The sequence below is a fragment of the Pseudomonas sp. B8(2017) genome (genome assembly GCF_002113575.1).
GTDB lineage: Bacteria > Pseudomonadota > Gammaproteobacteria > Pseudomonadales > Pseudomonadaceae > Aquipseudomonas > Aquipseudomonas putida_Z.
Genome location: NZ_NEIO01000006.1, coordinates 207,520 through 233,941, shown reverse-complemented (window position 1 = coordinate 233,941; position 26,422 = coordinate 207,520). Strand labels below are relative to the sequence as shown.

The following is a 26,422-nucleotide window of genomic DNA, read 5'->3' as shown; positions in this document are numbered from 1 at the left end:
TATATAGATATATATAGTTCGGCATAGCGATACGGTCAGTTTCATGAGCAAAAAGGACGCCTACACCCAGGCGGGCAGGACAGCAGTGCTGCAGAACATCCAGGGCACCCTGCAGTTCCTGCAGCGTTTTCCGCCGTTCAACCAGATGGAACACAGCCACCTGGCCTACCTGGTCGAACAGTGCCAGCTGCGCTTCTATGCCAGCGGCGAAAGCATCGTCAAACCTGCCGACGGGCCGGTCGAGCACTTCTACATCGTCAAGCAGGGCCGCGTGGTGGGTGAGCGCCAGCACCTGGTCAAGCCTGGTGTGGAGACCACCTTCGAAATCACCAGCGGCGAATGCTTCCCGCTGGCTGCCCTGCTCGGCGAGCGAGCGACCCGTACCGAGCACTTGGCCGGTGAGGACACCTTCTGCCTGCAGCTGAACAAGGCCGCGTTCATCCGCGTGTTCTCGATGTCGGAAGTGTTTCGGGATTTTGCCCTGCGCGGGGTCAGCAGCCTGCTCGACCAGGTCAACCAGCAGGTACGCCAGCGCGCGGTGGAAACCCTCGGCACCCAGTATTCGCTGAACACGCCACTGGGTGAACTGGCCATGCGCCACCCGGTGGTGTGCAGCCCCGACACGCCCCTGCGCGACGCCGTGCGGCTGATGCACGAGCAGCAGGTCGGCAGCATCGTGGTGGTCGACCCGCAGCGCTACCCCACCGGTATCTTCACCCTGCGCGACCTGCGCCAGGTGGTGGCGGCGGCCGATGCCGACCTGGGCGCGCCCATCGCGCGGCACATGACCGCCCAGCCGTTCTACCTCAGCCCCCAGGCCAGCGCCTTCGACGCAGCCATGGCCATGACCGAGCGGCATATCGCCCACGTATGCCTGGTGGAAAACCGACGCCTGTGCGGTGTGGTTTCGGAGCGCGACCTGTTCTCCCTGCAACGGGTCGACCTGGTGCACCTGGCGCGCACCATCCGCCATGCGCCACGCCTGGATACCCTGGTCTCGCTGCGCGGCGAAATCAGCCAACTGGTCGAGCGCATGCTGGCCCATGGCGCGTCCTCCACGCAGATCACCCAGATCATCACCCTGCTCAATGACCACACCGTGTGCCGGGTGATCGAACTGGCGCTGGCCGAGCGCGGTGACCCGGGCGTGCCGTTCAGCTGGCTGTGCTTTGGCAGCGAAGGGCGACGTGAACAAACCCTGCACACCGACCAGGACAACGGCATCCTCTTCGAAGCCGCCGACAGCGCCGAAGCCGACGCCATCCGCGCCCGCCTGCTGCCGCTGGCGCAATACATCAACCAGTGCCTGGCCCAGTGCGGCTTCACCCTGTGCAAGGGCAACGTCATGGCCGGCAACCCCGAGCTGTGCCTTTCGCGTAGTGAGTGGGCGCGGCGTTTTGCCGGTTTTGTCCGTGAAGCCAGCCCGGAGAACCTGCTGGGCTCGAGCATCTATTTCGACCTGCGCGTAGTGTGGGGCGACGAGCAAGGTTGCGAGCAGCTGCGCCAAGGCCTGCTCGAGCAGGTGGCCGACAACCGCATCTTCCAGCGCATGATGGCTGACAACGCCCTGCGCCAGCGCCCGCCGGTGGGCCGCCTGCGCGAGTTCGTGCTGACCCGCCAGGGCAACGACAAGGCCGCTACCCTCGACCTCAAGGTCCAGGGCCTGACGCCCTTCGTCGATGGTGCCCGGCTGCTGGCCCTGGCCAACGGCATCGGTGCCTGCAATACCCTGGAACGCCTGCGCCAGCTGGTGGCCAAGGGCGTGATCGAGGCACTGGACGGCGCAGCGTATGAAGAGGCCTACCACTTCATCCAGCAAACCCGCATGCAGCAGCACCAGCGCCAGACCCGCGACAACCTGCCCTATTCCAACCGCCTGGACCCGGACAGCCTCAACCACCTGGACCGGCGCATCCTGCGCGAGTCCCTGCGCCAGGCCCAGCGCCTGCAAAGCAGCCTGGCCTTGCGGTACCAGCTATGAGCCTGTTCGCCTGGTTGCGCCCCAGTGCGCCCGAACTGGACCATGCCACGCGCCAGCGCCTGGCCCGGCTGCCCAAGGCCGCGCCCCTGGGGGTGTGTACCCTGCGCGAGCAGCGCTGGGTGGTGCTCGATTTGGAGACCAGCGGCCTGAACCCCAACCGTGACCAGGTGCTGTCGGTTGGCGCCGTGGCCATCGAAGATGGCGCCATCGACTTTGCCCAGCAGTTCGAACGCACCCTGCACCGGCCTTTGCAGAAGACCAACGCCAGCGTGCTGATCCATGGCCTGGGCCCGAGTGCCCTGGCTGCCGGTTGCGACCCGGCCGAGGCCTTGCTCGATCTGCTCGACTTCATTGGCAATAGCCCGGTGCTGGCATTCCACGCGCCGTTCGACCAGCGCATGCTGGCTCGTGCGCTGAAGGAAAGCCTGGGCTATCGCTTGCACTCGCCCTTCCTGGATGTTGCCGAGCTGGCACCGATGCTCAACCCCGACACAGTGCTGCGCGAGGCCGGGCTGGATGACTGGGTGGCGCGGTTTGGCCTGCAGGTAGAGGAGCGCCATCATGCCAGCGCCGATGCCTTGGTGACCGCCGAGCTGGCGCTGATCCTGTTCAGCCAGGCCCGGCGCCAGCAGCTGGACAGCCCGCTGCAGCTGGAGCAGCGGCTGCGTGGGTGGCGCAGGCGCAAGGTGCACAACCACGGCCTGTAGATTTGTATTGACCTGACAGGGCCAATCGCCGGCAAGCCAGCTCCCACAGGTACTGCACAAGTTCCAGAATCAACGCGTTTCCTGTGGGAGCTGGCTTGCCGGCGATTGGCCACCTGCCTTTTTCATGATGGCCATCCGATAAGCGTCCATTGCACCCACCCCCTCCCCTCTGCAACAATCGCGAATAATTATCGTTAGTTAATGCATTCGTTCCGGGGGGACGCTGCTTGTCTTCTGCACAGAGCCCACACGCCGATCTGGTCGGTGCGCTGTACCGCGACCACCGCGGCTGGCTGCTCGCCTGGCTGCAACGCAGCATGGCCTGCCGCCAACGTGCCGAAGACGTGAGCCAGGACACCTTCGTGCGCCTGCTCGGCCGTGAGCAACTGGATACGCCCCGCGAACCCCGCGCATTCCTGGCCGCCGTGGCCAAGGGCCTGATGTTCGACCACTTCCGCCGCGCCGCGCTGGAACAGGCCTACCTGGCCGAACTGGCCCTGATGCCGGAAGCCGAACAACCTTCCCCGGAAGTGCAGCACCTGATCCTCGAGGACCTCAAGGCCATCGACCGCCTGCTCGGCAAGCTGTCGAGCAAGGCCCGCGCAGCATTTCTGCACAATCGCCTGGACGGTATGAGCCATGCCGAAATCGCCGAGCGCATGGGGGTTTCGGTGTCGCGGGTGCGCCAGTACATCGCCCAGGGCATGCGCCAGTGCTACGTGGCCCTGTACGGGGAGCCGACGTGAGCAGTGCACCGGTTTCGTCGCGGGTGCTGGAAGCTGCCATTGCCTGGAAACTCAGCCTCGACAACAGCAGCGGCACACCCGACGAGCGCAGCGAATTCATGCGCTGGCATGCCGCCAGCGAGGAGCACGCCCGCGCCTGGCGCCAGCTCGGCGCCATGGACCAGCGCGTGAGCGCCGCTGCCGGCCCGGCACGCCAGGCCCTGCTGCAATCGCGCGCCGGCCTGCGCCGACGTATCGGCAAGGTTGGCGGCGGGCTGGCCGGCATGTTTCTTTTGGGCTCGCTGCTGGCCTGGGTCGGCGCACCATCGCTGGCACCGAGCTACTGGCTGGCCGACCAGCGTACCGCCACCGGCGAGCTGCGCACCCTGCGCCTGGAAGACGGCACCCTGCTGAGCCTGAACAGCCACTCTGCCGTGGATATCGACTACGCCGGCGAGCAACGGGTGATCGTGCTGCACCAGGGCGAGATTTCGGTCGAAACCGGCCATCAGGACCCGCGCCCGCTGCTGGTGCGCACCGACGATGGCCGCCTGCGCCCATTGGGCACGCGCTTCCTGGTACGCCGCGAGGACGACGGCACGCGCCTCGAAGTGCTGCAAGCCTCTGTCGCCGCCATGCCGCTGAACAGCGGCGACGAACAGGTGCTGCGCGAAGGCCAGCAGGTGCTGATGAACGCTAACGGCCTTGGCCGGATCGGCACGGTGCCAGCCGGTGCCGACGCCTGGACCCGCGGCATGCTGGTGGTGGACAACGTGCGCCTGGCTGACCTGCTGGCCGCGCTCGGCCAGTACCGCAGCGGTTACCTTGGGGTGGACGAGCAAGTCGCCGACCTGCGGGTGACCGGCAGCTTCCCGCTGACCGACACCGACCTGGCGCTGTCGTCGCTGGTGCCGGCACTGCCGGTGAAGGTCGAGCGGCATACGCCGTGGTGGGTGACCGTCGTTCCCAAATAAACCTGTACCGGCCTCTTCGCGGGCTTGCCCGCTCCCACAAGTACCCCACCGTGCTTGAAACCTGTGTGGTACCTGTGGGAGCGGGCAAGCCCGCGAAAGGGCCGGTACAGGCAAAAACCAATTTCAAATAATTCTCAATTTTTTTCAGATTCGCCCTGTCACTTTTCAAATCTCGCTCGGCAAGGAAGCAGAAAGCACTTATCCGTCGAGGAGCCGCTGCATGTTCCGTGCTGTTGATCGTATCCTGCGCCCCAGCCTGATGGCCCTGGCCATCGCCGTGGCCGCGCCATTGGCCAGCCCTGCCCTGTTCGCCGCCGAGCAATCCGCTCAGCGCGCCTACGACCTGCCCAGCGCCCCGCTGGCCACCACTCTCAACCAGATCGCCAGCCAGTCCGGCATTACCCTGGCCATCGACCCGGCACTGGTCAGTGGTCGCACCTCGGCCCCGGTGAGCGGGCAGTACGATGGCCTTGGTGCCCTGCAGGCCGCCCTGCGCGGCACCGGCCTGCAGCTGCAGCAAAGCAGCGTGGGCAGTTACAGCCTGGTGGCTACGCCGGAAGGGACACTGGCGTTGCCGGAGACTGCGATCAATGCGACTTCCAACTATGAAAGCGCCTGGGGGCCGGTAGAAGGTTACACCGCGGCCCGGACAGCAGCTGGCACCAAGACCGACACCGCCATCGCCGAACTCCCCCGCTCGGTAAGCGTGATCACCCGCCAGCAGATGGAAGACCGGCCGGTGCTCAGCCTGAACGATGCCCTTCGCTACACCGCTGGCGTGCAAAGCAGCGGCTATGGCTCCGACTCGCGCAGCGACTGGTTGCTGGTACGTGGTTTTGAGCCTACCCAGTTCCTCGATGGCCTGCCATTGCCCAAGGGCAACTACGCCACCCCCAAGATCGAGCCCTGGAACCTGGAGCGCATCGCCGTGCTGCGCGGCCCGGCTTCTTCGGTCTACGGCCAGACTCCACCAGGCGGCCTGCTGGACATGACCAGCCGTCGGCCGCAATTGGAAAGCAGCCACGAAGTCGAAGCCCAGGTTGGCAGCAACAACCACAAGCAGATCAACTTCGACAGCACCGGCAAGCTCGACGATGCAGGCCAGTTCCTGTACCGAGTGAGCGGCACCGTGCGTGACAGCGGTGCGCCGGTAGACCACATCCCGGACAAGCGCTACAACATCGCGCCCAGCCTGACCTGGAACATCAACGACGATACCAAGCTGACGTTCATCAGCCAGTACACCCGCGATGACACCGGCATCACCGGCCAGTTCCTGCCACTGCAAGGCACCAAGCTGGATAGCCCCGCAGGCAAGATTTCGCACCACAAGAACCTGGGCGACCCGGATTGGGAGTCCTACGACCGCACCTACTACCACCTGGGCTATGCGTTCGAGACTCGCCTGAACGATACCTGGCAGTTCCGTCAGAACCTGCGCTACGCGCGTAACGAACTGGACTTCAAGGGCATTACCGCCGGTGGTTCGATCTGGCCAGCCGGCCCGGACGAAGCTGTCAGCGCCGATGGCACCGTGCAACGCACTGCCGGTATCGTCGAGGAGGACATCTCCCAGTTCGCCCTGGACAACAACTTCCAGGCCGACTTCCAGACCGGCCAGGTTGCCCATACCCTGCTGTTGGGTCTCGACCACCAGCGCTCGGACAGCAATGCCCGCTGGCGCTGGGGCTCGGCTGGTGTGCCACCGAGCAATATCCACAACCCAATCTACGGTCAGGATTTCTCGAACGTTCAGTACTTCGACATGTACGACTACGACCAGAAAACCCAGCAGACCGGCCTGTATATCCAGGACCAGATGGCCCTGGACAATTGGCGCCTGACCCTTGGTGGCCGTGAGGACTGGGTGCACACCGGCACCACCTTCCACAACAAAGGCGACGCCACCAACACCCAACGCGACAAGAAATTCAGTGGTAACGCAGCACTCAGCTATGTATTCGATAACGGCCTGACGCCTTACATCTCCTATGCCGAGTCGTTCCAGGCTGCCACCGGCTCCACCGTCAACAGCACCGATGCCTTCAAACCGACCGAAGGCAAGCAATACGAACTGGGCATCAAGTACCAGCCACCAGGCAGCAATAGCCTGTTCACCGCTGCTGTGTTCGACCTGACGCAGGAGAACATGTCGGTGACCGAGGGTGGTGTAACCCGCCAGGTTGGCGAAGTGCGTGTCAAAGGCCTGGAGCTGGAGGCTACCTCGGATGTGACCGAGAACCTCAAACTGGTGGGTTCGTACACCTACAACGACAGCGAAATCATCAAAGGCACCAGTGACGAAAAAGGCAAGCGCATGGCGCAGGTGCCGCGCAACCAGGCCACTGCCTGGGCTGACTACACCTGGCACAGCGGACCACTGGATGGGTTTGGGGTCGGCGTTGGCGTGCGCTACGTGGGCGATACCTACGGTAATACCACTAACACCGATTGGGGGCATGTGGGGTCCTACACCGTCTACGACGCATCGGTGCACTACGACCTGGGCCGCCTGAACAGCACTCTCAAGGGAGTGACCGTAGCCGTGGATGCGAAGAACCTGTTCAACAAGGACTACTTGTCTACCTGTGACGGTTACTACTGCTACTACGGCGACGAGCGCAACGTGGTGGCCAGTGTCAATTACAAGTTCTGAGTGAACGGGGGCCGCTTTGCGGCCCTTTCGCGACACAAGGCCGCTCCTACAGGAAAACGTGCTCCCCTGTAGGAGCGGCCTTGTGTCGCGAAAGGGCTGCGCAGCAGCCCCAGCTTCCAACAGGCAAAAATCGGTACCGTGATGAAAAGCCCAACCATCCGCCGCTGGTCGGTAATCCACACCTGGAGCAGCCTGGTCTGCACCCTGTTCCTGCTGTTGCTGGCAGTCACCGGCCTGCCGCTGATCTTCCACCACGAACTCGAACACCTGCTCGGCGACGCCCCCGAACTGCGGGAAATGCCAGCCGATACACCACACCTCGACCTGCAGCAGTTGGTGATCAAGGCCGAGCAGCACCGACCCGGCGAGGTCATGCAGTACTTCGGCTACGACGAGGACGAAGCCAACGGCGTAGTGGCCATAACCGCCGCCACCGCCGGCACCGAACCCAATTCGTCGCACACCTTCATGCTCGACGCCCGCACCGGTGAAGCCGTGGCCATGCCGGCCGCCAACGGCGGCTTCATGATGACCATGCTGCGCCTGCACGTGGACATGTTCGCCGGCCTGCCCGGCAAGCTGCTGCTGGCCTTCATGGGCGTGCTGTTCGTCGTGGCGATCATCTCCGGCACCGTGCTCTATGCACCGTTCATGCGCCGTCTGGACTTCGGCACGGTGCGCCACGGCAAATCCCGTCGCCTGCGCTGGCTCGACCTGCACAACCTGGTCGGCGTGGTCACCTTGGCCTGGGCACTGACGGTAGGCGTGACCGGTGTCATCAGCGCGCTGTCGGACCTGGTCATCGCCGCCTGGCGCAACGACAGCCTGGCCGCCATGGTTGCCCCATACCGTGATGCCCCACCGCTCACCGAACGCGCCCCGGCCACCCACCTGCTGACCATCGCCGAACAGGCCACCCCCGGCATGCGCCCGGACTTCATCGCCTTCCCCGGCACACGCTTTTCCAGTGAGCACCACTATGCGGTGTTCATGAAGGGCGCCACGCACCTGACCTCGCACCTACTCACGCCCGTGCTGATCGATGCGCGAACACTAACGGTGACCGCCGTCGGCGAACGCCCCTGGTACATGGATGCCATGGGCCTGTCGCAACCACTGCACTTCGGCGACTACGGCGGCCGGCCAATGCAAGTCCTGTGGGCGCTACTCGATGTGCTGACCATCATCGTCCTCGGCAGCGGCTTGTACCTGTGGTGGGGCAAACAACGCACGAAGCGGGAGGCGCGGGCATGAGCCACAAGTCACAGCCGACCTGGCGCATCTTCGTCTGGCCAATGGTCATGGCCCTGCTCACTGCCGTGGGGCTGTTTGCCGCCTTGCTGGGGGACGGGGTCTGGGACAGCCTGGCCTGGCTCGGCCTGGGGGTGTCGGCGGCTCTCGGCCTGCAAGGTTTCTACCCTCGTCCACGGCAGTAACCGGGTAATACCCGCACCCTCTTTTGCCGCGACATGGTTGGCTCCCATTTTCCAAGGAGCCATACCATGACACCTTTGCAGCGCCTCGAAGCGCTCGATCAACAACTCATCGCCCTTGAGCAAGGCAAACCCGAACTGGCGGGCGAAACGGAACCGGCCGCCATGCGTCAGCGTTTTTTCGGTGACCTGGCAGCGTTCTGGAACGACCCTGTCGAAGCAGGCCACAGTCGCGTCCGGCAACTGCGCGAACTGCGTCATGAGCAACTTCTGGCCGAACTGGAACTGCGCCTCGCCGACCAGACCCTGGACTACAGCCACATCAGCCTGCTGCGCACCTCCCTGGAGCTGCCGCTACCCTGGCAGCGCAACCACCTGCCAGACACCCACCGGGCGCAGGTTTATCGGCCGGTATTCAACCGTTCAAGCCCCCATGGCCGGTTGCCGTTACCCGGCGTGCTGGTACTGGTGGCAGAAGCACCGGAAGGGGCCATTGCCGAGCCCGCAACAGCCACAGGCCAGGCACTGCTGTGCAGCGTTTCTCATGGCGTTGAAGGCTTCGCCAACCTGGCCGAACTGCACAGGGAGCTGTGCGAGCGCCTGGACGACCCCATGCAAAGCCGGCCAATGCTGCAACTGCTACCCCGCCTGCAGGACCAGCAACTGGTCCGGTGTGCCGACCGGCTGCGCTACGAGTGGTTTACCGGCGACCTGGTCGAGCAACAGGCCACTGACGTGATCGACGCGCAGCATCAACGGCTCACCATCGCCTGGCACGCCGCCTGGGCGCTTGACCAGAACCCGGATCTGCCGGCACTGAAAAGCACCCTGTCCAAACAGGGGTCACTGACCGCTCTCATGGGCAGCCAATATGCGTTGTCCACCCGTTATGCGCTGCTGCTGGAAAAACACCTTCCCGCTTGGCTGCGCCAGAGCTCCACGCAAAGCCTGACGCACATCATGCAAACGATCCAGGAGCTCGCCGGGGCCATCACCCAGGCTGCTGCACCCGGCCTTTTGACCCTGGAGGCGTTCGGCAATCGCCACCACCTGCTGGCATGGGTGCGTGAACGCCTTGGCAAGGCGCTGCGGCGCGAATTCTCCATCGACTTGCCTGCCGAAAAAGTCTGCATAACCGTCACGCTTGCACACCGCACCGGCCCGCTGATCAACCCGCTGGCACCTTCGGGTTACGTGGCCGTTGCCAACCGTCGCCATGTCGGTGGCACCATCGAGCTGGTAACCACCACCTACCGCCTGGACGAGCTGGCCCTGCTGAACATCGGCTGGTTCGACGTCGATTACTGGCTGACTGCCCGAATACACCACGAAGACGGTTCCACGCTGGAATCGATATCCGCGGAAGGGGTAAAGCGCCTGGTGCGCGAGCTTGACGCCGGCAGTGGCTACATCCGCTACCTGCGAACCCACCTGCTGGAGTCTCCCGGTGCGCGCTGGCGCATGCAATGCCACGGCAACATGAACCGCGCCCGCATGCGCGCCGAGGCGGCCAAGGCCCGCTATGCCAGGCACTTTCTGAACGATACCCACGAGCGAGGCTATCGCTGGGTCAAAGCCGTCACCGACCACCCCGACAACAATTGGCGCCCTACCATCGATGAGCATCGTATCGCGGTGCGCCAGCTGATCATCGACGGGCACACGCTGCAAGGGGTGCTGCTGCTCAACGCCGAAAGCGACAACCACCCGTCGCTGGTGCTGTATACGCCGGACGCACCCGACCGGCGCGCATGGCGTGAATACCCCGATACCCGGGCGCTGCTCAGAACCCTTCGCAGCACGCCGTCCTTGCGAAAGTACCTGATCCAGCGCGCGCCTCTGGCTGATGGCAAGCGGCTCGACAAATTGGTGCGCAAGGGCCGCCTCGGGCCATATGTGCAAAGGCCAATGATCAACGGCAACCTCTTCGATGCCCTTTACAAGGCCCAGGTCCACGCCATGATCGCCGAGGCCGATACCAACAGCCGCAGCAACCGCGAGCTGCTCGGCGAGTACGGGCTGTCGACGCTGCGCCTGGTTCTCGACATGATCAGCCTCGTGCTACCGGCCCCGACAATGTCAGCCCTGGCCTTCGGCCGTATGTCGATTTCGCTGTGGGACGGCTTCGAAGCCCTGGAAAAAGAGGATTACGCAGCAACCTTCCACCACGCCATGGCCGCTTTGAGCCACAGCGCCGACGGGTTGTCCAGTTTCGCTGGCTCGCCCCTCATGCGCAGGGCGATGCGCGGCCTGCCACCGCAACCCCCGCGCCCACTGCCGAAAACCCACGAAGCGGCCGTGGACGTGAGCAAGCTGCGCTACCGGATCGACGGGGTTCATGGCGAGGAAGTGTACGAACAGATCAACAGCGTGCCAGGCCCGGACCGTTACTTCGTCAAGGACAGCCAAGGGCGGTTGTACAACGTCCACTTCGACGGCTATCGCTGGCGGGTGCTCGACCCCAGGCAGCCGGATGCCTACGCGCAGCTGCCGATCAAACGGCTGCGCAATGGCAATTGGGTGGTCGATTCCATCGTGCTATGGCATGACGGGCTACCTGACGTAGCCCAGCTGTTGGAAGAGGTACGCCTGCAACCGCCGCTCGAGGGCGAACCGGTGGCAGGGGAAGCCGACCTGCACGACGCCGGGGGGCAACTCTATCTGCAGCTGGGTGACCAGCAGTTGCCGGTTCGTCGGCACCTGCTCGCCGGGCATTACCATCTGCTGCTGCCCGAGAAGGCACTGGGCGCAGTCCACGCCTGGGCAGTACTGCGCCAACAGGGCGGCCAATGGCGTATTCGCGTGCGCCAGCCAGGCCGCAGCAGCGACTGGCTGGCACTGCCGGCGGATTACTCGGCCAGCTTGGGCAGCAGCCGGTCCAGCCGCTGATGCAAGGCACTGCCACTCGGCCAGTTGCGCAGCAGCCGCGCCCGATCACGGGCGTAGGCCGGGGCGAAGCTGAGCTGGGTGGCGTGCTGGCACATGGCGTCGAGGTCGATCAGCGACCACTGGCCGTTGTGCCAGAACAGGTTGTGGCCCTTGAAGTCACCATGGCTGATACGCTCGCGAATCAGCTGCTGCATCACATGCACCAGGGCATCCACCTGCTCCTCGGGCGCATCGCCGTTATCCACGTAGGGCGCGAAGCATTCGGCCAGGTCTGGGCCATCGATATACTCGGTGACCAGGTAGGCACGGCTTCGCAGCCCCATCACCCGCTGTTCCAGCACCGCGAGTGGACGCGGCGTGGCAATGTCGAGGAATTCCAGGCGGTGGCCTTCGATCCAGGAATGCCAGGCCCGGCTCGGGCGCCAGAAGCGCTTGAACCAGTGCGCGGTGTTCTTGATGTTGTAGCGTTTGAGCACCAGCGTGCGGCCGCCAACCTCGATGCGCGCCACGCTGGCCGCACCACCGGTCTTGTACAGGTGGCCCTGGTCGATCAACGCGTCGGCCTGCTCCAGCACCGGCAACATGGCTTCGGCCTCGTCGCGGCGGACTGCCCGCAAGCCCGAAAGGCTGCGCTCGACACTGAACAGGCTGCATTCACGACCAGCCTTTTCCAGGTAATCCTTCTGGCGCCAGCTGCGCACCTTGTCCACCTGCTTCTGCAAGGCTTCCAGCGGCAGCGCATGCTCGGCGTTGGCCAGCAGGTAGTGCACCAGCAGTTCTTCGATGAACGGCTCCAGGCGCTTGGGTAGCTGGGCGAAGAACACCCCCAGGTTTTCCAGCACACGTGGGCGCGACAGCTGCTGGCCAGGCGTTTCGGCCTTGATGCCGGCGCCGTCGATCAGGTACAGCTTGCCGCCGTGGCGCAGCAGGTTGTCCAGGTGCAGGTCTTCCTGCCACAGGCCCCGGGCGTGCATGTGCGCCACTGCGGTGAGCGCCTCGCCCAGCACCAGGTGCTGCTCGTCGGCCAGTACCGGCAAGCTCTCCACTGCCGCCCAGGCATCGGCCAGGCTTTCGGCGCCGTCGAGGAATTCGAACAGCAGCCAGCCGCCCTCGCCTTCCTTGAGGCCGTCGGCCAGCAGCTTCGGCGTGGTCAGGCCCTGCTCGGCCAGCAGCTTCACGCCTTGCAGTTCGCGCTGGAAATGCCGTGCAGCGTTACCACCGACCAGCAGCTTGGCAAGCACCGGGGTACCGCGCCACACGCCGGCGCCCACATAGCGCTGGCCCGGCAGCACGCGCAGCAGGCTGAGCAATTGCAGGTCGGCCGTGCCGGCAGCATCGGCCAGGGTGATGCTCAGGGGCAACGAGGGGCTGCGCCCGGCCTCTTTCAATTCAGACAAACGCATCAGCGGGCCTCTTTTTCACGACGGCGTTGCGTCAGGCGTTGCAGCCAGGTATCGACCAGCGTGCCATCGGCAGGCTGCGCCAGGTAGCTGGCCAGCAAGGTACGTACATCACGCTCGCTCCAGACCGGGGCACGACGCAGCAGCGGCTCCAGGTCCTTGAGACGGTCACGCATGCCGAACAGCAGGGGGCGGGTCTTCTCCAGGTCGATCAGTTGCGCGTCCCAGCCTTCGCGGCGCTGGCGCAGGAAGATGTGCTTGGGGTAGAAGCAACCATGCACCTGGCCGGCGCTGTGCAGGGTGCGCGCCAGCTGGCCGCAGGCCTGCAGGACGCCATTGCGTTCAGCATCGCTCAGTTGTGGCCACTGGGCCAGCAGGCTGTCGAGGTCGGCCCATTCGTCCAGGGCGCGAGTCATCAGGATCGCCCGGTGCGTGCCGCCTTTCTTGCGCTCGCCATAGAACACCGCCTGCAAGGCCGGAATCTGCAGCTTCTGGTAACGGCTGATGTTGCGGAATTCGCGGGCGAAGGTCGGCTCGCCGAATGGCCGGTGCAGGGTACGGGTCAGGTAGTCGCTCTGGCGCTTGAGGTAGTAGCCCTTGCCTTCGAGCTCCAGGCGGAACACGCTGCTCCAGCCACCGCGGCCGGTGTTCGGTTCGTCCACGGCATCCAGTTGCAGCGCCCACAGCGCCTCGAAGTCGTCCAGGCCATGGCGTTTGAGCAGCGCGAGGTCCGCGCTGGCCAGGTAATCGGTCATTCCCTTCCCTCGAAAAAGCTCACCACCTGGCGAATGCGCTTCTTGTCACGCGCATTCAGCCGGTCGCGGCCACGGTATTGCAGGTAGAAACGCAGGCGCTGGGTTGCCGACAGGTGGTATTTGGCCACTTTGTCCAGACACGCCAAGTCCTTGATCATCCGGTGCCGCCACATGAAGCCGCGCCAGAAATCGCCGGTGGGGCAGTCGATGAAGAATAGCGTGCCCTGGTCGTCGACCAGCAGGTTGCGCCATTTCAGGTCGTTGTGGGCGAAGTGGTGCTGGTGCATGACCCGGGTGTGGCGCGCCAGCTGGCTGCTGACATGCCCGACCCAGGCGCGATCGGCCAGGCGTGCATCGTTGCGCTCGGCCAGCGCCGACAGGTCTTCGGTGCGCGGCAGTTCGCGGGTGATCATGGCCCCCCGGCCAAAGGCCAGGCCATTGCGCTCCAGGCCCCAGGCCACCACTTCGGCAGTGGGGATGCCCCACTTGTCGAACTGCTTGAGGTTCTGCCATTCGGCCTTGATCCGCGGCCGGCCCAGGTAACGGCGCATGTGCTTGCCTGCCCCGGTGTAGCGCTTGACGTAGTAATTGACCCCGTCACGCTCGATACGCACCACCTCGCTGATCGGGTCGCGGGTCAGGCGCTCGCCTTGCAGGGCAAATACCGCTTCCAGGCTGCCGAAGTCCGCCGCCAGGTGTTCATAGCCTGGCGCCAGTGTCCACCCCGCCATCAGAGTGCATCCCCATAACGTTGCTTGCGGTCATAGAGTTTCTGCGCCTTGCGCTCCAGCCAGGCGAGCAGCGCGGCTTCATCCTTCAGGACCTGCCGCAGCGGCCGCTGGAAGTAACCGCGCAGGAAGCGCAGCTTGTCGCGCTGGGTCAGGCCGATGTCCAGCGCCGAGAAGTACAGCGCGGCCAGGTCCTTGTCGCGCCAGCGTCGGCTGATTTTCGCCCGGGTCTGCGCGCGGTGCAGGTCGATCACCGACAGTTTGAAGTCGTCCGCCGTCACCGGGCGGTCGGTGTGCAGCAGGAAGTGGCAGATGTAGCAGTCGCGGTGGTTGACCCCGGCGCGGTGCATGCCGCCGGTCATCTTCGCCACTTCGGCGATCAGCGCGCGCTTCAGGCGCGGCTCGGGCGGCTGCCTGACCCAGTCGATGCTGAAGTCTTCCAGGCTGATGGTCGGCGCCAGTTCTTCGGTGATGATGAACGAATGCTGCGCGGCCGGGTTGCTGCCACGCTCGCCATAGGCGACGGCAGTCATGGTCGGCACGCCAACCTGGTGCAGGCGCTGGATGGCCTGCCATTCCTGGCCGGCGCCAAGCACCGGCAGCTTGGCGGTAAGCAGGTTCTTGAAGATCTCGCCCCAGCCGATGCCGCGGTGGATCTTGACGAAGAAGCCCTCGCCAGCGACCTCGGTGCGCAGCGTGCGGCGCCCTTCCAGTTCGCGATAGACCTCGCCTTGCAGCGCCTCCACGGCATCGAAGGCATCACGCCCGGCCCACAGGCGCTTGAACGGTTCGGCCAGTATCAGCTTCATGCGGACTCCTGCCCCAGGATCACGTCGGCGGCATGCTGCGGCATGCTGTACAGATCGGCGGTCTCAGCAAACGCCAGGCCGTTGCGCGACCAGCTGGCGCGGGCCTGTTGGTCTTCGAGCATGCGCTGCAGGTAACCATTGAGCTGTTCCTGCTCGAACGGCTCGTCCAGCACCAGGCCGCTGTCGGCCTCGGCAATGTAGTGGGCGTAGCCGCACACCTTGGACACCAGCACCGGCAGGCCGGCCACCAGCGCCTCGAGCAGCACCGTGCCGGTGTTCTCGTTGTACGCCGGGTGGATCAGCAGGTCGGCGCCCAGCAGGAAACGCGGGATGTCGCTGCGGCCCTTGAGGAACTGCACCTGCTCGCCCAGGCCCAAGGTAGCGCTTTGCAGCTGGAACACCTTGGGGTCATCCTGGCCGATCACCATCAGCCTGGTGCGCTTGCGCAGGGCCGACGGCAGCGCGGCCAGGGCCTTGAGGCTGCGGTCAACGCCCTTGGTCTTGAAGCCCGAGCCAATCTGCACCAGCAGCAGGTCGTCATCGCCCAGGTTGAATTCCTTGCGGAACTCGGCGCGGATTTCGCCAGCGTTGGCCGGCGCGCGGCGGTCCTGGGAAATGCCCGGCGGCAGCAGGTGGAAACGCTCCACCGGGGTGCCGTAGTGCTTGATGAACAGCGGCTGCTGCACTTCGGAAATCATCAGCACTTCGGTATGGGCGTCCTTGGCGAACACCGCACGTTCGTACTCGGCAAAGTGCCGGTAGCGGCCCCAGCGGCGGTACAGGCCGCCACGCAGGGTCTGCGCCTTGTCCTCGAAGCAGCCGTCGGCGGCGTAGTACACATCCAGCCCAGGCATCTTGTTGAAACCGATCAGGCGGTCGACCGGGCGCTTGGCCAGGTCGGCGGCCATCCAGGCGCTGAGCTTCTCGTTGCGGCGGTGGTTGAAAATCGCCTTCACCGGCGCCACCAGCACTTCGAAGCCCGGCGGAATGTCACCCTCCCAGATCAACGTGTACACACGGATCTGGTGGCCCCGCTTCTGGCATTCCAGGGCAATGCGCATGAAGTCGCGCTGCAGCCCGCCGAAGGGGAAATATTTGTAAAGCACGAAAGCCAGTTGCATCAACGGACATCCTCAGCCAGCAGCAACGCGCTCAAGCGGCTCGCCACATGCTCGGGATTCAGGCGAGTGAAGCACAATGGCCACTCGCGTTTCAGATCGAACCGGCGCAGGTCATCGGCGCTCGGTTTGTAGGTGCACTTTTTCTGCAGGCAGGGCGCGCAGGGCCAGTCACTGGCCTGGTGAATCTGGGTCCGTCCGTAGGCGCCGGTCAGGCCCGGGTTGGTCGGGCCGAACAGCGAAATGGTGGGCACATCGAGTGCCGCCGCCAGGTGGCCGAGGCCGGTATCGACCGCCACGCAGGCTTTTGCCGCCGCCAACACGCGTGCGACGCCGGCAAGGTTCAATTTGGGGAGCACCTGGCAGTTGTTCAAGCCCTGGGCGATGCGCTCGGCCCGCGCCTTCTCGGCCGGGTTGCCCCACGGCAGGCGCACTTCCAGCTTGCGCCGGCCCATGCGCTCGGCCAGTTCGCGCCAGTAGGCTTCGGGCCAGTGCTTGGTCGCCCAGGTGGTGCCATGCAGGAACACCACATAGGGGGCGGCCGGCGGCAGTTGCAGGCGCTCGAGGTCGAGGCCGTAGTTGCCGATGCCTTCCGGCAGGTCGTAGGCCAGGGCCATGGCGAACAGCTGGCGTACCCGCTCCACCGCGTGCTGGCCGGTGGCAACCGACAGGCGCCGGTCATAGAAGCGGCTGGCCCAGCCTTCGCGGGCCGAGTAGCGGTCCAGGCCAGCCACCGGCGCCTTCACGTAGCGGGTCAGCCAGGCCGATTTGACCAGGCCCTGGGCGTCGATCACCAGGTCGTACTTGCGCTCGCGTACACGTTGCTTGAACGCCTTCCACTCGCCGCTCTTGATGGTTTGCCAGAGGTTCTTGCGCCAGCGGCGAATGGCCACCGGGATCACCTGGTCGACCGCCGGGTGCCAGCTGGGGATTTCGGCGAAGCCTTCTTCCACCACCCAGTCGAAGCGGATGCCCGGGATGGCGTGGGCGGCATCGGTAAGCGCCGGCAAGGTGTGGATCACATCACCCAGCGACGAAGTCTTGATGATCAGTACCCGCACTTAGTCGACCTCGGCCACGGTATCGATCAGGTCCGGCCCGGTCAGGCTGTGCAGGGCAGCAATGACTTTACCCGGTTCCAGCAAGCGCAGGCAGTTGTAGTGGCCGAAGCGGCAGGTGCGGTCGAAGCACGGGCTGCACTCGATGCCGGTGCGCACCACTTCCACGTGCTCGGCCAGCGGCGGGGTGAAGCCTGGCGAGGTCGAGCCGTACACCGCCACCAGCGGGCGGTTCAGCGCGGCGGCCACGTGCATCAGGCCCGAGTCGTTGGACACCACGGCATGGGCGCAGGACATCAGGTCGATAGCCTCGGCAAGCGAGGTTTCGCCGGCCAGGTTGGACGATTCTTCACGCAAGCCCGGGATCAGCCGGTCGCGAATCTGCTCACCAACCGGGTGATCGTTCTTCGAGCCGAACAGCCACACCTGCCAGCCCTGGCGGATCATCGCATCGGCCACGGTGGCGTAGTGCTCGGCAGGCCAGCGCTTGGCCTCGCCGAACTCGGCACCGGGGCACAGCGCCAGCACCGGGCGGTCCAGCTCCAGGCCGAACTTGGCCAGGGCGGCGTCGCGGCTTTGCGCTTCGATCTGCAGGCTGGGGCGCGGGTACGGCTGCGGCAGCTCGGCGCCGGGCGCGTAGGCCAGGGCCATGAAGCGCTCGATCATCAGCGGGTAGCGGGCCTTGTCCAGCTTGCGCACGTCGTTGAGCAGGCCGAAGCGCATTTCGCCACGCCAGCCGGTGCGCTTGGGGATACCGGCAAAGAACGGCACCAGCGCCGACTTGAGCGAGTTGGGCAGCAGGATGGCCTGGTCGTACTGGCCGGCCAGGGACTTGCCGATGCGCCGCCGCGTGGCCAGTTCCAGTGCGCCGTGGCCGAGCGGGAAGCTCAGGGCCTGACGGACCTCGGGCATGCGTTCGAGGATCGGCCGGCTCCACTCGGGGGCCAGCACATCGATCACGCAGTCGGGGTGCTGCTGTTTCAGGCACTGGAACAGGGTCTGCGCCATCACCATGTCGCCGACCCAGCTGGGGCCAATGATCAGTATTCTCATGCTTAGTCCAGAAACGCTCGGGGAGGCTACAGGCTGCGGTACAGCCTGGCCTCCCCTCTTTATATTCAGGCTATGTGGCGGACAGTGTACCACTCACATGGCCCATTCGCGGGCACGCCCGCTCCCACAGGTATTGCACGGTCCTCTAGGTCTGCGCTTTCCCTGTGGGAGCGGGCATGCCCGCGAATGAAGCCAACTCGGTATCAGGTCAAACCCAATTCACCCCAGATCCGCCGCACCTCACGGCGTTCATCGGCAAACTGCGCCGCATCGATAACCCCGGCCTGCTTCTGCAGGGCCTGGCGATGCGAGGCCGAGCGGAACGCCTTGTACACTTCACGCAACAGCACCGCGTCACTGGCCGGCATCAAACCCGCCTGCTCCAGCTCTTCCAGAATGCGGATGTTATCGGTCCATCGGAGTATGGCCGGGTGGTCGTGGGACCAGGCCAAAGCGGCGTATTGCACCATAAATTCGATATCGACGATACCGCCGGCATCCTGCTTGATATCGAACGGCACACCGGCCTCGAAGGCGTTTGCCGCGGTACCGGCTGCGGTGGCCTTGGTGCCGAGGTTGTCGCGCATCTTGGCGCGCATTTCGCTCACTTCGCTGCGCAGTTTTTCCAGGTCGCGGGCCTGGCCCAACACCTTGGCGCGCACGCCTTCGAACGCCGTGCCCACCTGCTTGCAGCCCACCAGCACCCGGGCCCGCACCAGGGCCTGATGCTCCCAGGTCCAGGCCTCGTTCTGCTGGTAGCGCTCGAACGCTCCCAGCGAACTCACCAGCAGGCCCGAGGCCCCTGACGGGCGCAGGCGCATGTCCACGTCATACAGCTGGCCCGAGTTGGTCTGGGTGGTCAGCAGGTGAATGATGCGCTGGCCCAGGCGGGTGAAGAACTGCGCACTGTCGATCGGCTTGGCGCCGTCGGTTTCCGCCTGCGGGTCGCCGTCATGGATGAATACCAGGTCCAGGTCCGAACCGTGACCCAGCTCCAGGCCACCTACCTTGCCGTAGCCGATGATGATGAAGCCCGGGTCGCACAGGCTGCCGTCGCTGCGCTTGGGCTGGCCGTGGCGGGCCACGGTCTGGCGCCAGGCCAGGGCCAGTACCTGGTCGAGGATGGCCTCGGCCAGCCAGGTCAGGTAGTCGCTGACTTTCATCAGCGGCAGGTTGCCGCTGATTTCCGAGGCGGCCACGCGCAGGCTGTGGGCCAGCTTGAAGTGGCGCAGCGCCTCCATTTGCTGTTCCAGGTCGTCCTCGGGGATGCGCGTCAGGCGCTCGCGCAGTTCGCTGGCCAGCTCCGGCGCCAGTGGCGGGCTGAACAGGCGGCCTTCATTGAGCAGTTCGTCGAGCAGCAGCGGGTAGCGGGCAATCTGCTCGGCAATCCACGGGCTGGCGGCACACAGGGTCAGCAGGCGGCGCAAGGCGCCGGGGTTTTCGGTGAGCAGTACCAGGTAGGCAGAACGGCGTGCCACCGCCTCGACCAGCGGCAGCACGCGCTCGAGCACCAGGTCGGGGTTGTCATGTTCCACAGCCTGGGCCAGCAACCGCGGGATAAAGGCGTCCAGGCGCTCACGGCCAATCCGCTGCATCGAACGCAGCTGCGGGCTGGAGCGCAGCGCGGCCAGGCGCCGCAGGGCTTCTGCGGGCTGCTGGAAACCGGCCTCCTGTAGCTGACGGCCAGCAGCATCTTCATCCTGCGCCTGCTCCCACAGCGGCGACCATTCGCCACCCACCACCAGCTCGCCCTCGCCGTCTTCATCATCCGGGTCGGCGATCACCTGGCGGAAGTGCCAGTCAATGCGGCCACGCCAGTGCGTCAGCTGGTCATGGAAGCTTTGCCAGTCGGCATAACCGAGCATGTAGGCCACCCGCGCCTTATCGGTCTCGCTGTCCGGCAGCATCTGCGTCTGGCGGTCGGCGATGGCCTGGATGGCGTGTTCGGTATAGCGCAGGAACTCATAACCCTCGCGCAACTCGGCGACCACGGCTGGCGGCAGGTAGCCCTGGCCCTCGAGGGTGGCCAGCACTTTCAGCAGCGGCCGCTGTTGCAGGCTGAGGTCGCGCCCGCCGTGGATCAGCTGGAAGGCCTGGGCGATGAATTCCACCTCGCGAATGCCACCGGCACCCAGCTTGATGTTGTCGGCCATGCCCTTGCGCCGCACTTCCTGCTGGATCAGCTGCTTCATGGTGCGCAGCGCTTCGATCGCGGAAAAGTCCAGGTAGCGCCGGTACACGAACGGCCGCAGCATCTCCTGCAGCTGCGCGCCGGCCGCCTGGTCGCCGGCCACCACCCGCGCCTTGATCATCGCGTAGCGTTCCCAGTCACGGCCCTGGTCCTGGTAGTACTGTTCAAGGGCATTGAAGCTGAGCACCAGCGCGCCGGCCGAGCCATACGGGCGCAGGCGCATGTCGACGCGGAACACGAAACCGTCGACGGTGACCGGGTCCAGCGCCTTGATCAGGCGCTGGCCCAGGCGGGTGAAGAACTCCTGGTTGTCCAGCGAGCGCTTCACCCCTTCGGTTTCGCCGCCTTCGGGGAAGGCGAAGATCAGGTCGATGTCCGACGACAGGTTCAGCTCCACCGCGCCCAGCTTGCCCATGCCCAGCACCACCATGTGCTGCGGCTGGCCGCTGCGGTTGCCGACAGGCGTGCCGAATTGCTGGCAGTGGCGCGGGTACAGCCATTGGTAGGCTTCGTCGATGGCGGCGTCGGCCAGGTCGGACAGGTCGCGGCAGGTTTCGCCCAGCGCGGCCTGGCGGGTGATGTCGCGCCAGATGATGCGCAGCTGTTGGCGGTTGCGCTCGCGGCGCAGGTTGCGCGCCAGCTCGTCCTCGCTCTGCGCCGCCTGGGCGGCTGCAGCAATGTGCCCGCGCAGTTCGCCCGCGGCGTAACGCCGATCCAGCTCGCCACTGGCCAGCAGGCCGAACAGCATGGCCGGCTCGCGCCGGACCAGGCCGAGCACGAAGTCGCTGGCGGCGGCTACCTGGTCGAACTGTTGCCGGTGCAGCGGGCTCCAGGCCTGGAGGTCGAGTTCCGGGTGGGCAGCCACCGCATCGCTGATGAATTGCTGGTTGCGCGCGACCAGCGGCTGCAGGGTAGCGGGCAGATCGGACGGCAAAGGTAGGCGCATGGTCTATCCTTGATCGGCGTGAAATAGAGGGGAAGAAGCGGCCAAGGGGAAGCCGGACCACGGTTGGACTGTCGTACAAAAGTTGGAAATAGCTGAAAGAAACGAAAAATTGGCAACAAACATCAAGAGTTACCCGTTCGCGACACAATGCCAACCAACATGAACGTTTTTCCTCACAAGCCAGCATGCGACGAAACGTCGCACAAATGTAGTTTTACTACTACTCGTGTCGTGTAAAAGCATGAAATGCGAAAGCAAATGTAGTAAAACTACACGGCGCCGGAGGACACCCCGGTAATCCAAGAATTCACGACGTCTGCCCATAAGGCCAGTCGCAATCTCAGGCAATCGATTCTGGTTGCCTTTCCGCCCTGGAGCAAGCCATGCAAGACCTCGATCCAATCGAAACCCAGGAATGGCTGGATGCCCTGGAGTCGGTCCTCGACAAAGAAGGCGAAGACCGCGCTCATTACCTGATGACCCGTATGGGCGAGCTGGCCACCCGTAGTGGCTCCCAGCTGCCGTATGCGATCACCACGCCATACCGCAACACCATCCCTGTCACCCACGAAGCACGCATGCCTGGCGACCTGTTCATGGAACGCCGCATTCGCTCGATGGTGCGTTGGAACGCCCTGGCCATGGTCATGCGTACCAACCTGAAAGACTCGGACCTGGGCGGACACATCTCCAGCTTCGCCTCCAGCGCCACCCTGTACGACATCGGCTTCAACTACTTCTTCCAGGCCCCGACCGAAGAACACGGCGGCGACCTGATCTTCTTCCAGGGCCACGCTTCGCCAGGCGTCTACGCCCGTGCGTTCATGGAAGGCCGCATCAACGAAGACCAGATGAACAACTTCCGTCAGGAAGTGGACGGCAACGGCCTGTCTTCGTACCCGCACCCATGGCTGATGCCTGACTTCTGGCAGTTCCCGACCGTTTCGATGGGTCTGGGCCCGATCCAGGCCATCTACCAGGCACGCTTCATGAAGTACCTGGAAGCCCGTGGCTTCATCCCGGCCGGCAAGCAGAAGGTCTGGTGCTTCATGGGCGACGGCGAGTGCGACGAGCCGGAATCCCTGGGCGCAATCGCCCTGGCCGGCCGCGAGAAGCTGGACAACCTGATCTTCGTCATCAACTGCAACCTGCAGCGCCTCGACGGCCCGGTTCGCGGCAACGGCAAGATCATCCAGGAACTCGAAGGCGTGTTCCGTGGCGGTGGCTGGAACGTCAACAAGGTCGTCTGGGGCCGTTTCTGGGACCCACTGTTCGCCAAGGACACCAACGGTGCTCTGCAGCGCCGCATGGACGAAGTCATCGACGGCGAGTACCAGAACTACAAAGCCAAAGACGGCGCGTACGTTCGTGAGAACTTCTTCAACACCCCAGAGCTCAAGGCCATGGTCGAAGACCTGTCCGACGAAGAGATCTGGAAGCTCAACCGTGGCGGCCACGACCCGTACAAGGTCTACGCGGCGTACCACCAGGCGGTCAACCACAAGGACCAGCCTACCGTCATCCTGGCCAAGACCATCAAGGGTTACGGTACCGGTGCCGGCGAAGCCAAGAACACCGCGCACAACACCAAGAAGGTCGACGTCGACAGCCTGCGTCACTTCCGTGACCGCTTCGACATCCCGGTCAAGGATGCCGACCTGGAGAACCTGCCGTTCTTCAAGCCGGAAGAAGGTTCTGCCGAAGCCAAGTACCTGGCCGAGCGCCGTGCTGCCCTGGGCGGTTTCGTGCCACAGCGCCGCGCCAAGAGCTTCAGCGTACCGACCCCGCCACTGGAAACGCTGAAAGCGATCCTGGACGGCTCGGGCGACCGCGAAATTTCCACCACCATGGCCTTCGTGCGTATTCTGGCGCAGCTGGTCAAGGACAAGGAAATCGGCCAGCGCATCGTCCCGATCATCCCGGACGAAGCCCGTACCTTCGGTATGGAAGGCATGTTCCGCCAGCTGGGCATCTACTCGTCGGTCGGCCAGCTCTACGAGCCAGTCGATAAAGACCAGGTGATGTTCTACCGCGAAGACAAGAAGGGCCAGATCCTCGAGGAAGGCATCAACGAAGCCGGCGCCATGTCGTCGTTCATCGCTGCCGGTACCTCGTACAGCTGCCACAACCAGCCGATGCTGCCGTTCTACATCTTCTACTCGATGTTCGGCTTCCAGCGTATTGGCGACCTGGCCTGGGCCGCTGGCGACAGCCGCACCCGTGGCTTCCTGATCGGCGGTACCGCCGGCCGTACCACCCTGAACGGTGAAGGCCTGCAGCACGAAGACGGTCACAGCCACATGATGGCGGGCACCATCCCGAACTGCCGCACCTACGATCCGACCTACGGCTACGAGCTGGCGGTGATCATTCAGGACGGCATGAAGAAGATGACCGAAGAGCAACAGGACATCTTCTACTACATCACCGTGATGAACGAATCCTACCAGCAGCCAGCCATGCCGGCCGGTGTCGAGGAAGGCATCATCAAGGGCATGTACCTGCTGGAAGAAGACACCCGCGAAGCCGCGCACCACGTACAGCTGATGGGCTCCGGCACCATCCTGCGCGAAGTCCGCGAAGCAGCGAAGATCCTGCGTGAAGAGTTCAACGTCGGTGCCGACGTGTGGAGCGTCACCAGCTTCAACGAACTGCGTCGCGACGGCCTGGCCGTGGAACGCGCCAACCGCCTGAAGCCTGGCCAGAAGCCACAGCAGACTTACGTCGAGCAGTGCCTGAACGGTCGCAAGGGCCCGGTCATCGCCTCCACCGACTACATGAAGCTGTTCGCCGAGCAGATTCGCCAGTGGGTACCGAGCAAAGAGTTCAAGGTCCTGGGTACCGACGGTTACGGTCGCAGCGACAGCCGCAAGAAGCTGCGTCACTTCTTCGAAGTCGACCGCCACTTCGTGGTGCTGGCTGCCCTGGAAGCCCTGGCTGACCGTGGCGAGATCGAACCAAAGGTTGTTGCAGACGCTATCGTCAAGTTCGGTATCGACCCGGACAAGCGCAACCCACTGGACTGCTGAGGAGTATTTTTAAGTGAGCGAACTCATTCGCGTACCTGACATCGGCAGCGGTGAAGGTGAAATCATCGAGCTGTTCGTCAAGGTCGGTGATCGTATCGAGGCTGACCAGAGCCTGCTGACCCTGGAGTCCGACAAGGCCTCCATGGAGATCCCGGCCCCGAAAGCCGGCGTCATCAAGGAACTGAAGGTCAAGCTGGGCGACCGCCTGAAAGAAGGCGACGAGCTGCTGGTCCTGGAAGCCGAGGGCGCCGCTGCTGCGGCCCCTGAGGCGCCGGCCGCAGCCCCGGCCCAGGCTGCTGCGCCGGCTCCGGCCGCCGAAGCCGCCCCTGCCCCTGCTCCGGCAGCAGCCCCGGCTGCCGCCAGCGTGCAGGACATCCACGTGCCGGACATCGGTTCGTCGGGCAAGGCCAAGATCATCGAAGTGCTGGTCAAGGTCGGCGACACCGTCGAAGCCGACCAGTCGCTGATTACCCTGGAGTCCGACAAGGCCTCCATGGAAATCCCGTCGCCGGCTGCCGGCGTGGTCGAAGAAGTCCTGTGCAAGCTGGAAGACGAAGTCGGCACTGGCGACCTGATCTTCAAGCTGAAAGTCGCGGGCGCTGCCCCGGCTGCAGCTCCGGCACCTGCCGCTGCTGCTGCCCCGGCCAAGGCTGAGGCGGCTCCGGCCGCCGCACCTGCCGCTGCTGCCCCGGCTGCTGCCCCTGCACCGGTTGCTACCGCACCGGCTGCCGGCAGCAACGCCAAGGTTCACGCAGGCCCGGCGGTTCGCCAGCTGGCCCGTGAATTCGGCGTCGACCTGGGCGCGGTTGCCGCGACCGGTCCGCACGGCCGCATCCTGAAAGAAGACGTGCAGGTCTACGTCAAGGCGATGATGCAGAAGGCCAAGGAAGCACCGGCAGCCGCTGGCGCAACCGGTGGCGCCGGCATCCCGCCGATCCCTGCCGTGGACTTCAGCAAGTTCGGTGAAGTGGAAGAAGTGGCCCTGACCCGCCTGATGCAGGTCGGTGCTGCCAACCTGCACCGCAGCTGGCTGAACGTGCCGCACGTGACCCAGTTCGACTCCGCCGACATCACCGAGCTGGAAGCCTTCCGCGTTGCGCAGAAGGCCGTGGCCGAGAAGGCTGGCGTGAAGCTGACCGTGCTGCCACTGCTGCTCAAGGCCTGCGCCTTCCTGCTCAAGGAACTGCCGGACTTCAACAGCTCGCTGGCGCCAAGCGGCAAGGCCATCATCCGCAAGAAGTACGTGCACATCGGCTTTGCCGTGGACACCCCGGACGGCCTGCTGGTCCCTGTGATCAAGAACGTCGACCAGAAGAGCCTGCTGCAACTGGCTGCCGAAGCGGCTGCGCTGGCCGAAAAAGCCCGCACCAAGAAGCTGTCGGCCGACGAGATGCAAGGCGCTTGCTTCACCATCTCCAGCCTCGGCCACATTGGCGGCACCGGCTTCACGCCGATCGTCAACGCGCCGGAAGTGGCTATCCTGGGCGTCTCCAAGGCGACCATGCAGCCGGTATGGGATGGCAAGGCCTTCCAGCCGAAGCTGATGCTGCCGCTGTCGCTGTCCTACGATCACCGTGTGATCAACGGCGCTGCCGCCGCGCGCTTCACCAAGCGCCTGGGCGACGTGCTGGGCGATATCCGCACCATGCTGCTGTAAGGCAGCCCACTGCCCCTCCCCGCGAGGGGCAGTACCCTTTTCGAGCTGCCACGCTCGTACCTCAACCCCGTCGATTGGCGGGGCTTTTTTTTGCCCGGATTTTCCGGGAGGGCTGCACCCTCTGTGGGAGCGGGTTCACCCGCGAACACCGGCGCAGCCGGTGCCATGTACTGTGTTGGATTGTTCGCGGCGGTTCGACGCCTCGATAAACCCGCTCCCACAGGCCGCAAAGCGGCCCCGGAACTATCAGCCAGACTACAGATTCCCACCCACCAGCCGATAACCCGTCCACAGCATCACGCATGGCTGCTTG

Annotated in this window: 18 protein-coding genes; 10 read left to right on the top strand and 8 right to left on the bottom strand. The window is 64.7% G+C overall.

Going from position 1 to position 26,422, the window contains the following annotated elements; genetic code table 11:
* Positions 1 to 43: 43 nt before the first annotated feature.
* The 8 genes from CAG22_RS12240 to CAG22_RS12205 all read left to right on the top strand — a co-directional run bounded on the left by CAG22_RS12240 (position 44) and on the right by CAG22_RS12205 (position 11,365).
* Positions 44 to 1,981 (top strand): DUF294 nucleotidyltransferase-like domain-containing protein, encoded by a 1,938-nt coding sequence (locus CAG22_RS12240; RefSeq protein WP_085692010.1) that lies wholly within the window; start codon positions 44 to 46, stop codon positions 1,979 to 1,981.
* Positions 1,978 to 2,688 (top strand): PolC-type DNA polymerase III, encoded by a 711-nt coding sequence (locus CAG22_RS12235; protein WP_075044380.1) that lies wholly within the window; start codon positions 1,978 to 1,980, stop codon positions 2,686 to 2,688. Before CAG22_RS12240 ends, CAG22_RS12235 begins: the two co-directional genes overlap by 4 nt.
* A gap of 227 nt (positions 2,689 to 2,915) precedes the next feature.
* Positions 2,916 to 3,434, top strand: coding sequence for an RNA polymerase sigma factor (locus tag CAG22_RS12230; RefSeq protein ID WP_085591343.1), 519 nt, complete (start codon positions 2,916 to 2,918; stop codon positions 3,432 to 3,434).
* The gene (locus CAG22_RS12225) at positions 3,431 to 4,387 is read left to right on the top strand and encodes a FecR domain-containing protein (protein WP_085705539.1); all 957 of its coding nucleotides are present in this window, start codon (positions 3,431 to 3,433) and stop codon (positions 4,385 to 4,387) included. Before CAG22_RS12230 ends, CAG22_RS12225 begins: the two co-directional genes overlap by 4 nt.
* Positions 4,388 to 4,607: 220 nt before the next feature.
* Positions 4,608 to 7,043 (top strand): TonB-dependent siderophore receptor, encoded by a 2,436-nt coding sequence (locus tag CAG22_RS12220; protein WP_085705538.1) that lies wholly within the window; start codon positions 4,608 to 4,610, stop codon positions 7,041 to 7,043.
* Positions 7,044 to 7,184: 141 nt separating this feature from the next.
* Positions 7,185 to 8,297 (top strand): PepSY domain-containing protein, encoded by a 1,113-nt coding sequence (locus CAG22_RS12215; protein WP_085705537.1) that lies wholly within the window; start codon positions 7,185 to 7,187, stop codon positions 8,295 to 8,297.
* A complete protein-coding gene (locus CAG22_RS12210; protein ID WP_085705536.1) occupies positions 8,294 to 8,479 on the top strand; it encodes a hypothetical protein in 186 nt (61 codons plus the stop codon). Before CAG22_RS12215 ends, CAG22_RS12210 begins: the two co-directional genes overlap by 4 nt.
* 66 nt (positions 8,480 to 8,545) lie before the next feature.
* Positions 8,546 to 11,365: a dermonecrotic toxin domain-containing protein gene (locus CAG22_RS12205; protein WP_085705535.1), complete on the top strand. Its 2,820-nt coding sequence runs from the start codon at positions 8,546 to 8,548 to the stop codon at positions 11,363 to 11,365.
* Here the strand turns inward: CAG22_RS12205 and CAG22_RS12200 are convergent.
* The 8 genes from CAG22_RS12200 to glnE form a co-directional block, all read right to left on the bottom strand.
* A complete protein-coding gene (locus tag CAG22_RS12200; RefSeq protein WP_085705534.1) occupies positions 11,326 to 12,768 on the bottom strand; it encodes a lipopolysaccharide kinase InaA family protein in 1,443 nt (480 codons plus the stop codon). The genes CAG22_RS12205 and CAG22_RS12200 overlap by 40 nt on opposite strands.
* A complete protein-coding gene (locus tag CAG22_RS12195) occupies positions 12,768 to 13,520 on the bottom strand; it encodes a lipopolysaccharide kinase InaA family protein (RefSeq protein WP_025337413.1) in 753 nt (250 codons plus the stop codon). Before CAG22_RS12195 ends, CAG22_RS12200 begins: the two co-directional genes overlap by 1 nt.
* Positions 13,517 to 14,251: a lipopolysaccharide kinase InaA family protein gene (locus CAG22_RS12190; protein WP_085591333.1), complete on the bottom strand. Its 735-nt coding sequence runs from the start codon at positions 14,249 to 14,251 to the stop codon at positions 13,517 to 13,519. The genes CAG22_RS12195 and CAG22_RS12190 overlap by 4 nt, the downstream gene beginning before the upstream one ends.
* Complete coding sequence (gene rfaP / locus CAG22_RS12185; protein WP_025337411.1) at positions 14,251 to 15,057, bottom strand: lipopolysaccharide core heptose(I) kinase RfaP; 807 nt, start codon at positions 15,055 to 15,057, stop codon at positions 14,251 to 14,253. The genes CAG22_RS12190 and rfaP overlap by 1 nt, the downstream gene beginning before the upstream one ends.
* Positions 15,054 to 16,178, bottom strand: coding sequence for a glycosyltransferase family 4 protein (locus tag CAG22_RS12180; RefSeq protein ID WP_013970538.1), 1,125 nt, complete (start codon positions 16,176 to 16,178; stop codon positions 15,054 to 15,056). Before CAG22_RS12180 ends, rfaP begins: the two co-directional genes overlap by 4 nt.
* Positions 16,178 to 17,236, bottom strand: coding sequence for a lipopolysaccharide heptosyltransferase I (waaC, locus tag CAG22_RS12175; protein WP_015268679.1), 1,059 nt, complete (start codon positions 17,234 to 17,236; stop codon positions 16,178 to 16,180). The genes CAG22_RS12180 and waaC overlap by 1 nt, the downstream gene beginning before the upstream one ends.
* Complete coding sequence (waaF, locus tag CAG22_RS12170) at positions 17,237 to 18,286, bottom strand: lipopolysaccharide heptosyltransferase II (RefSeq protein ID WP_013970536.1); 1,050 nt, start codon at positions 18,284 to 18,286, stop codon at positions 17,237 to 17,239. It lies immediately after the preceding gene.
* 203 nt (positions 18,287 to 18,489) lie between these two features.
* Positions 18,490 to 21,423 carry a bifunctional [glutamate--ammonia ligase]-adenylyl-L-tyrosine phosphorylase/[glutamate--ammonia-ligase] adenylyltransferase gene (gene glnE, locus CAG22_RS12165; RefSeq protein WP_085664112.1) on the bottom strand — a complete coding sequence of 978 codons (2,934 nt, stop codon included), beginning with the start codon at positions 21,421 to 21,423 and terminating at the stop codon, positions 18,490 to 18,492.
* Positions 21,424 to 21,806: 383 nt separating this feature from the next.
* Between glnE and aceE the strand changes: the two genes are divergently transcribed.
* Together aceE and aceF are read left to right on the top strand one after the other, a co-directional pair.
* Positions 21,807 to 24,452, top strand: a complete 2,646-nt coding sequence (gene aceE, locus CAG22_RS12160) for a pyruvate dehydrogenase (acetyl-transferring), homodimeric type (protein WP_025337408.1) — start codon at positions 21,807 to 21,809, stop codon at positions 24,450 to 24,452.
* 13 nt (positions 24,453 to 24,465) lie between these two features.
* Complete coding sequence (aceF, locus tag CAG22_RS12155; RefSeq protein ID WP_046614466.1) at positions 24,466 to 26,109, top strand: dihydrolipoyllysine-residue acetyltransferase; 1,644 nt, start codon at positions 24,466 to 24,468, stop codon at positions 26,107 to 26,109.
* Positions 26,110 to 26,422: the final 313 nt, after the last annotated feature.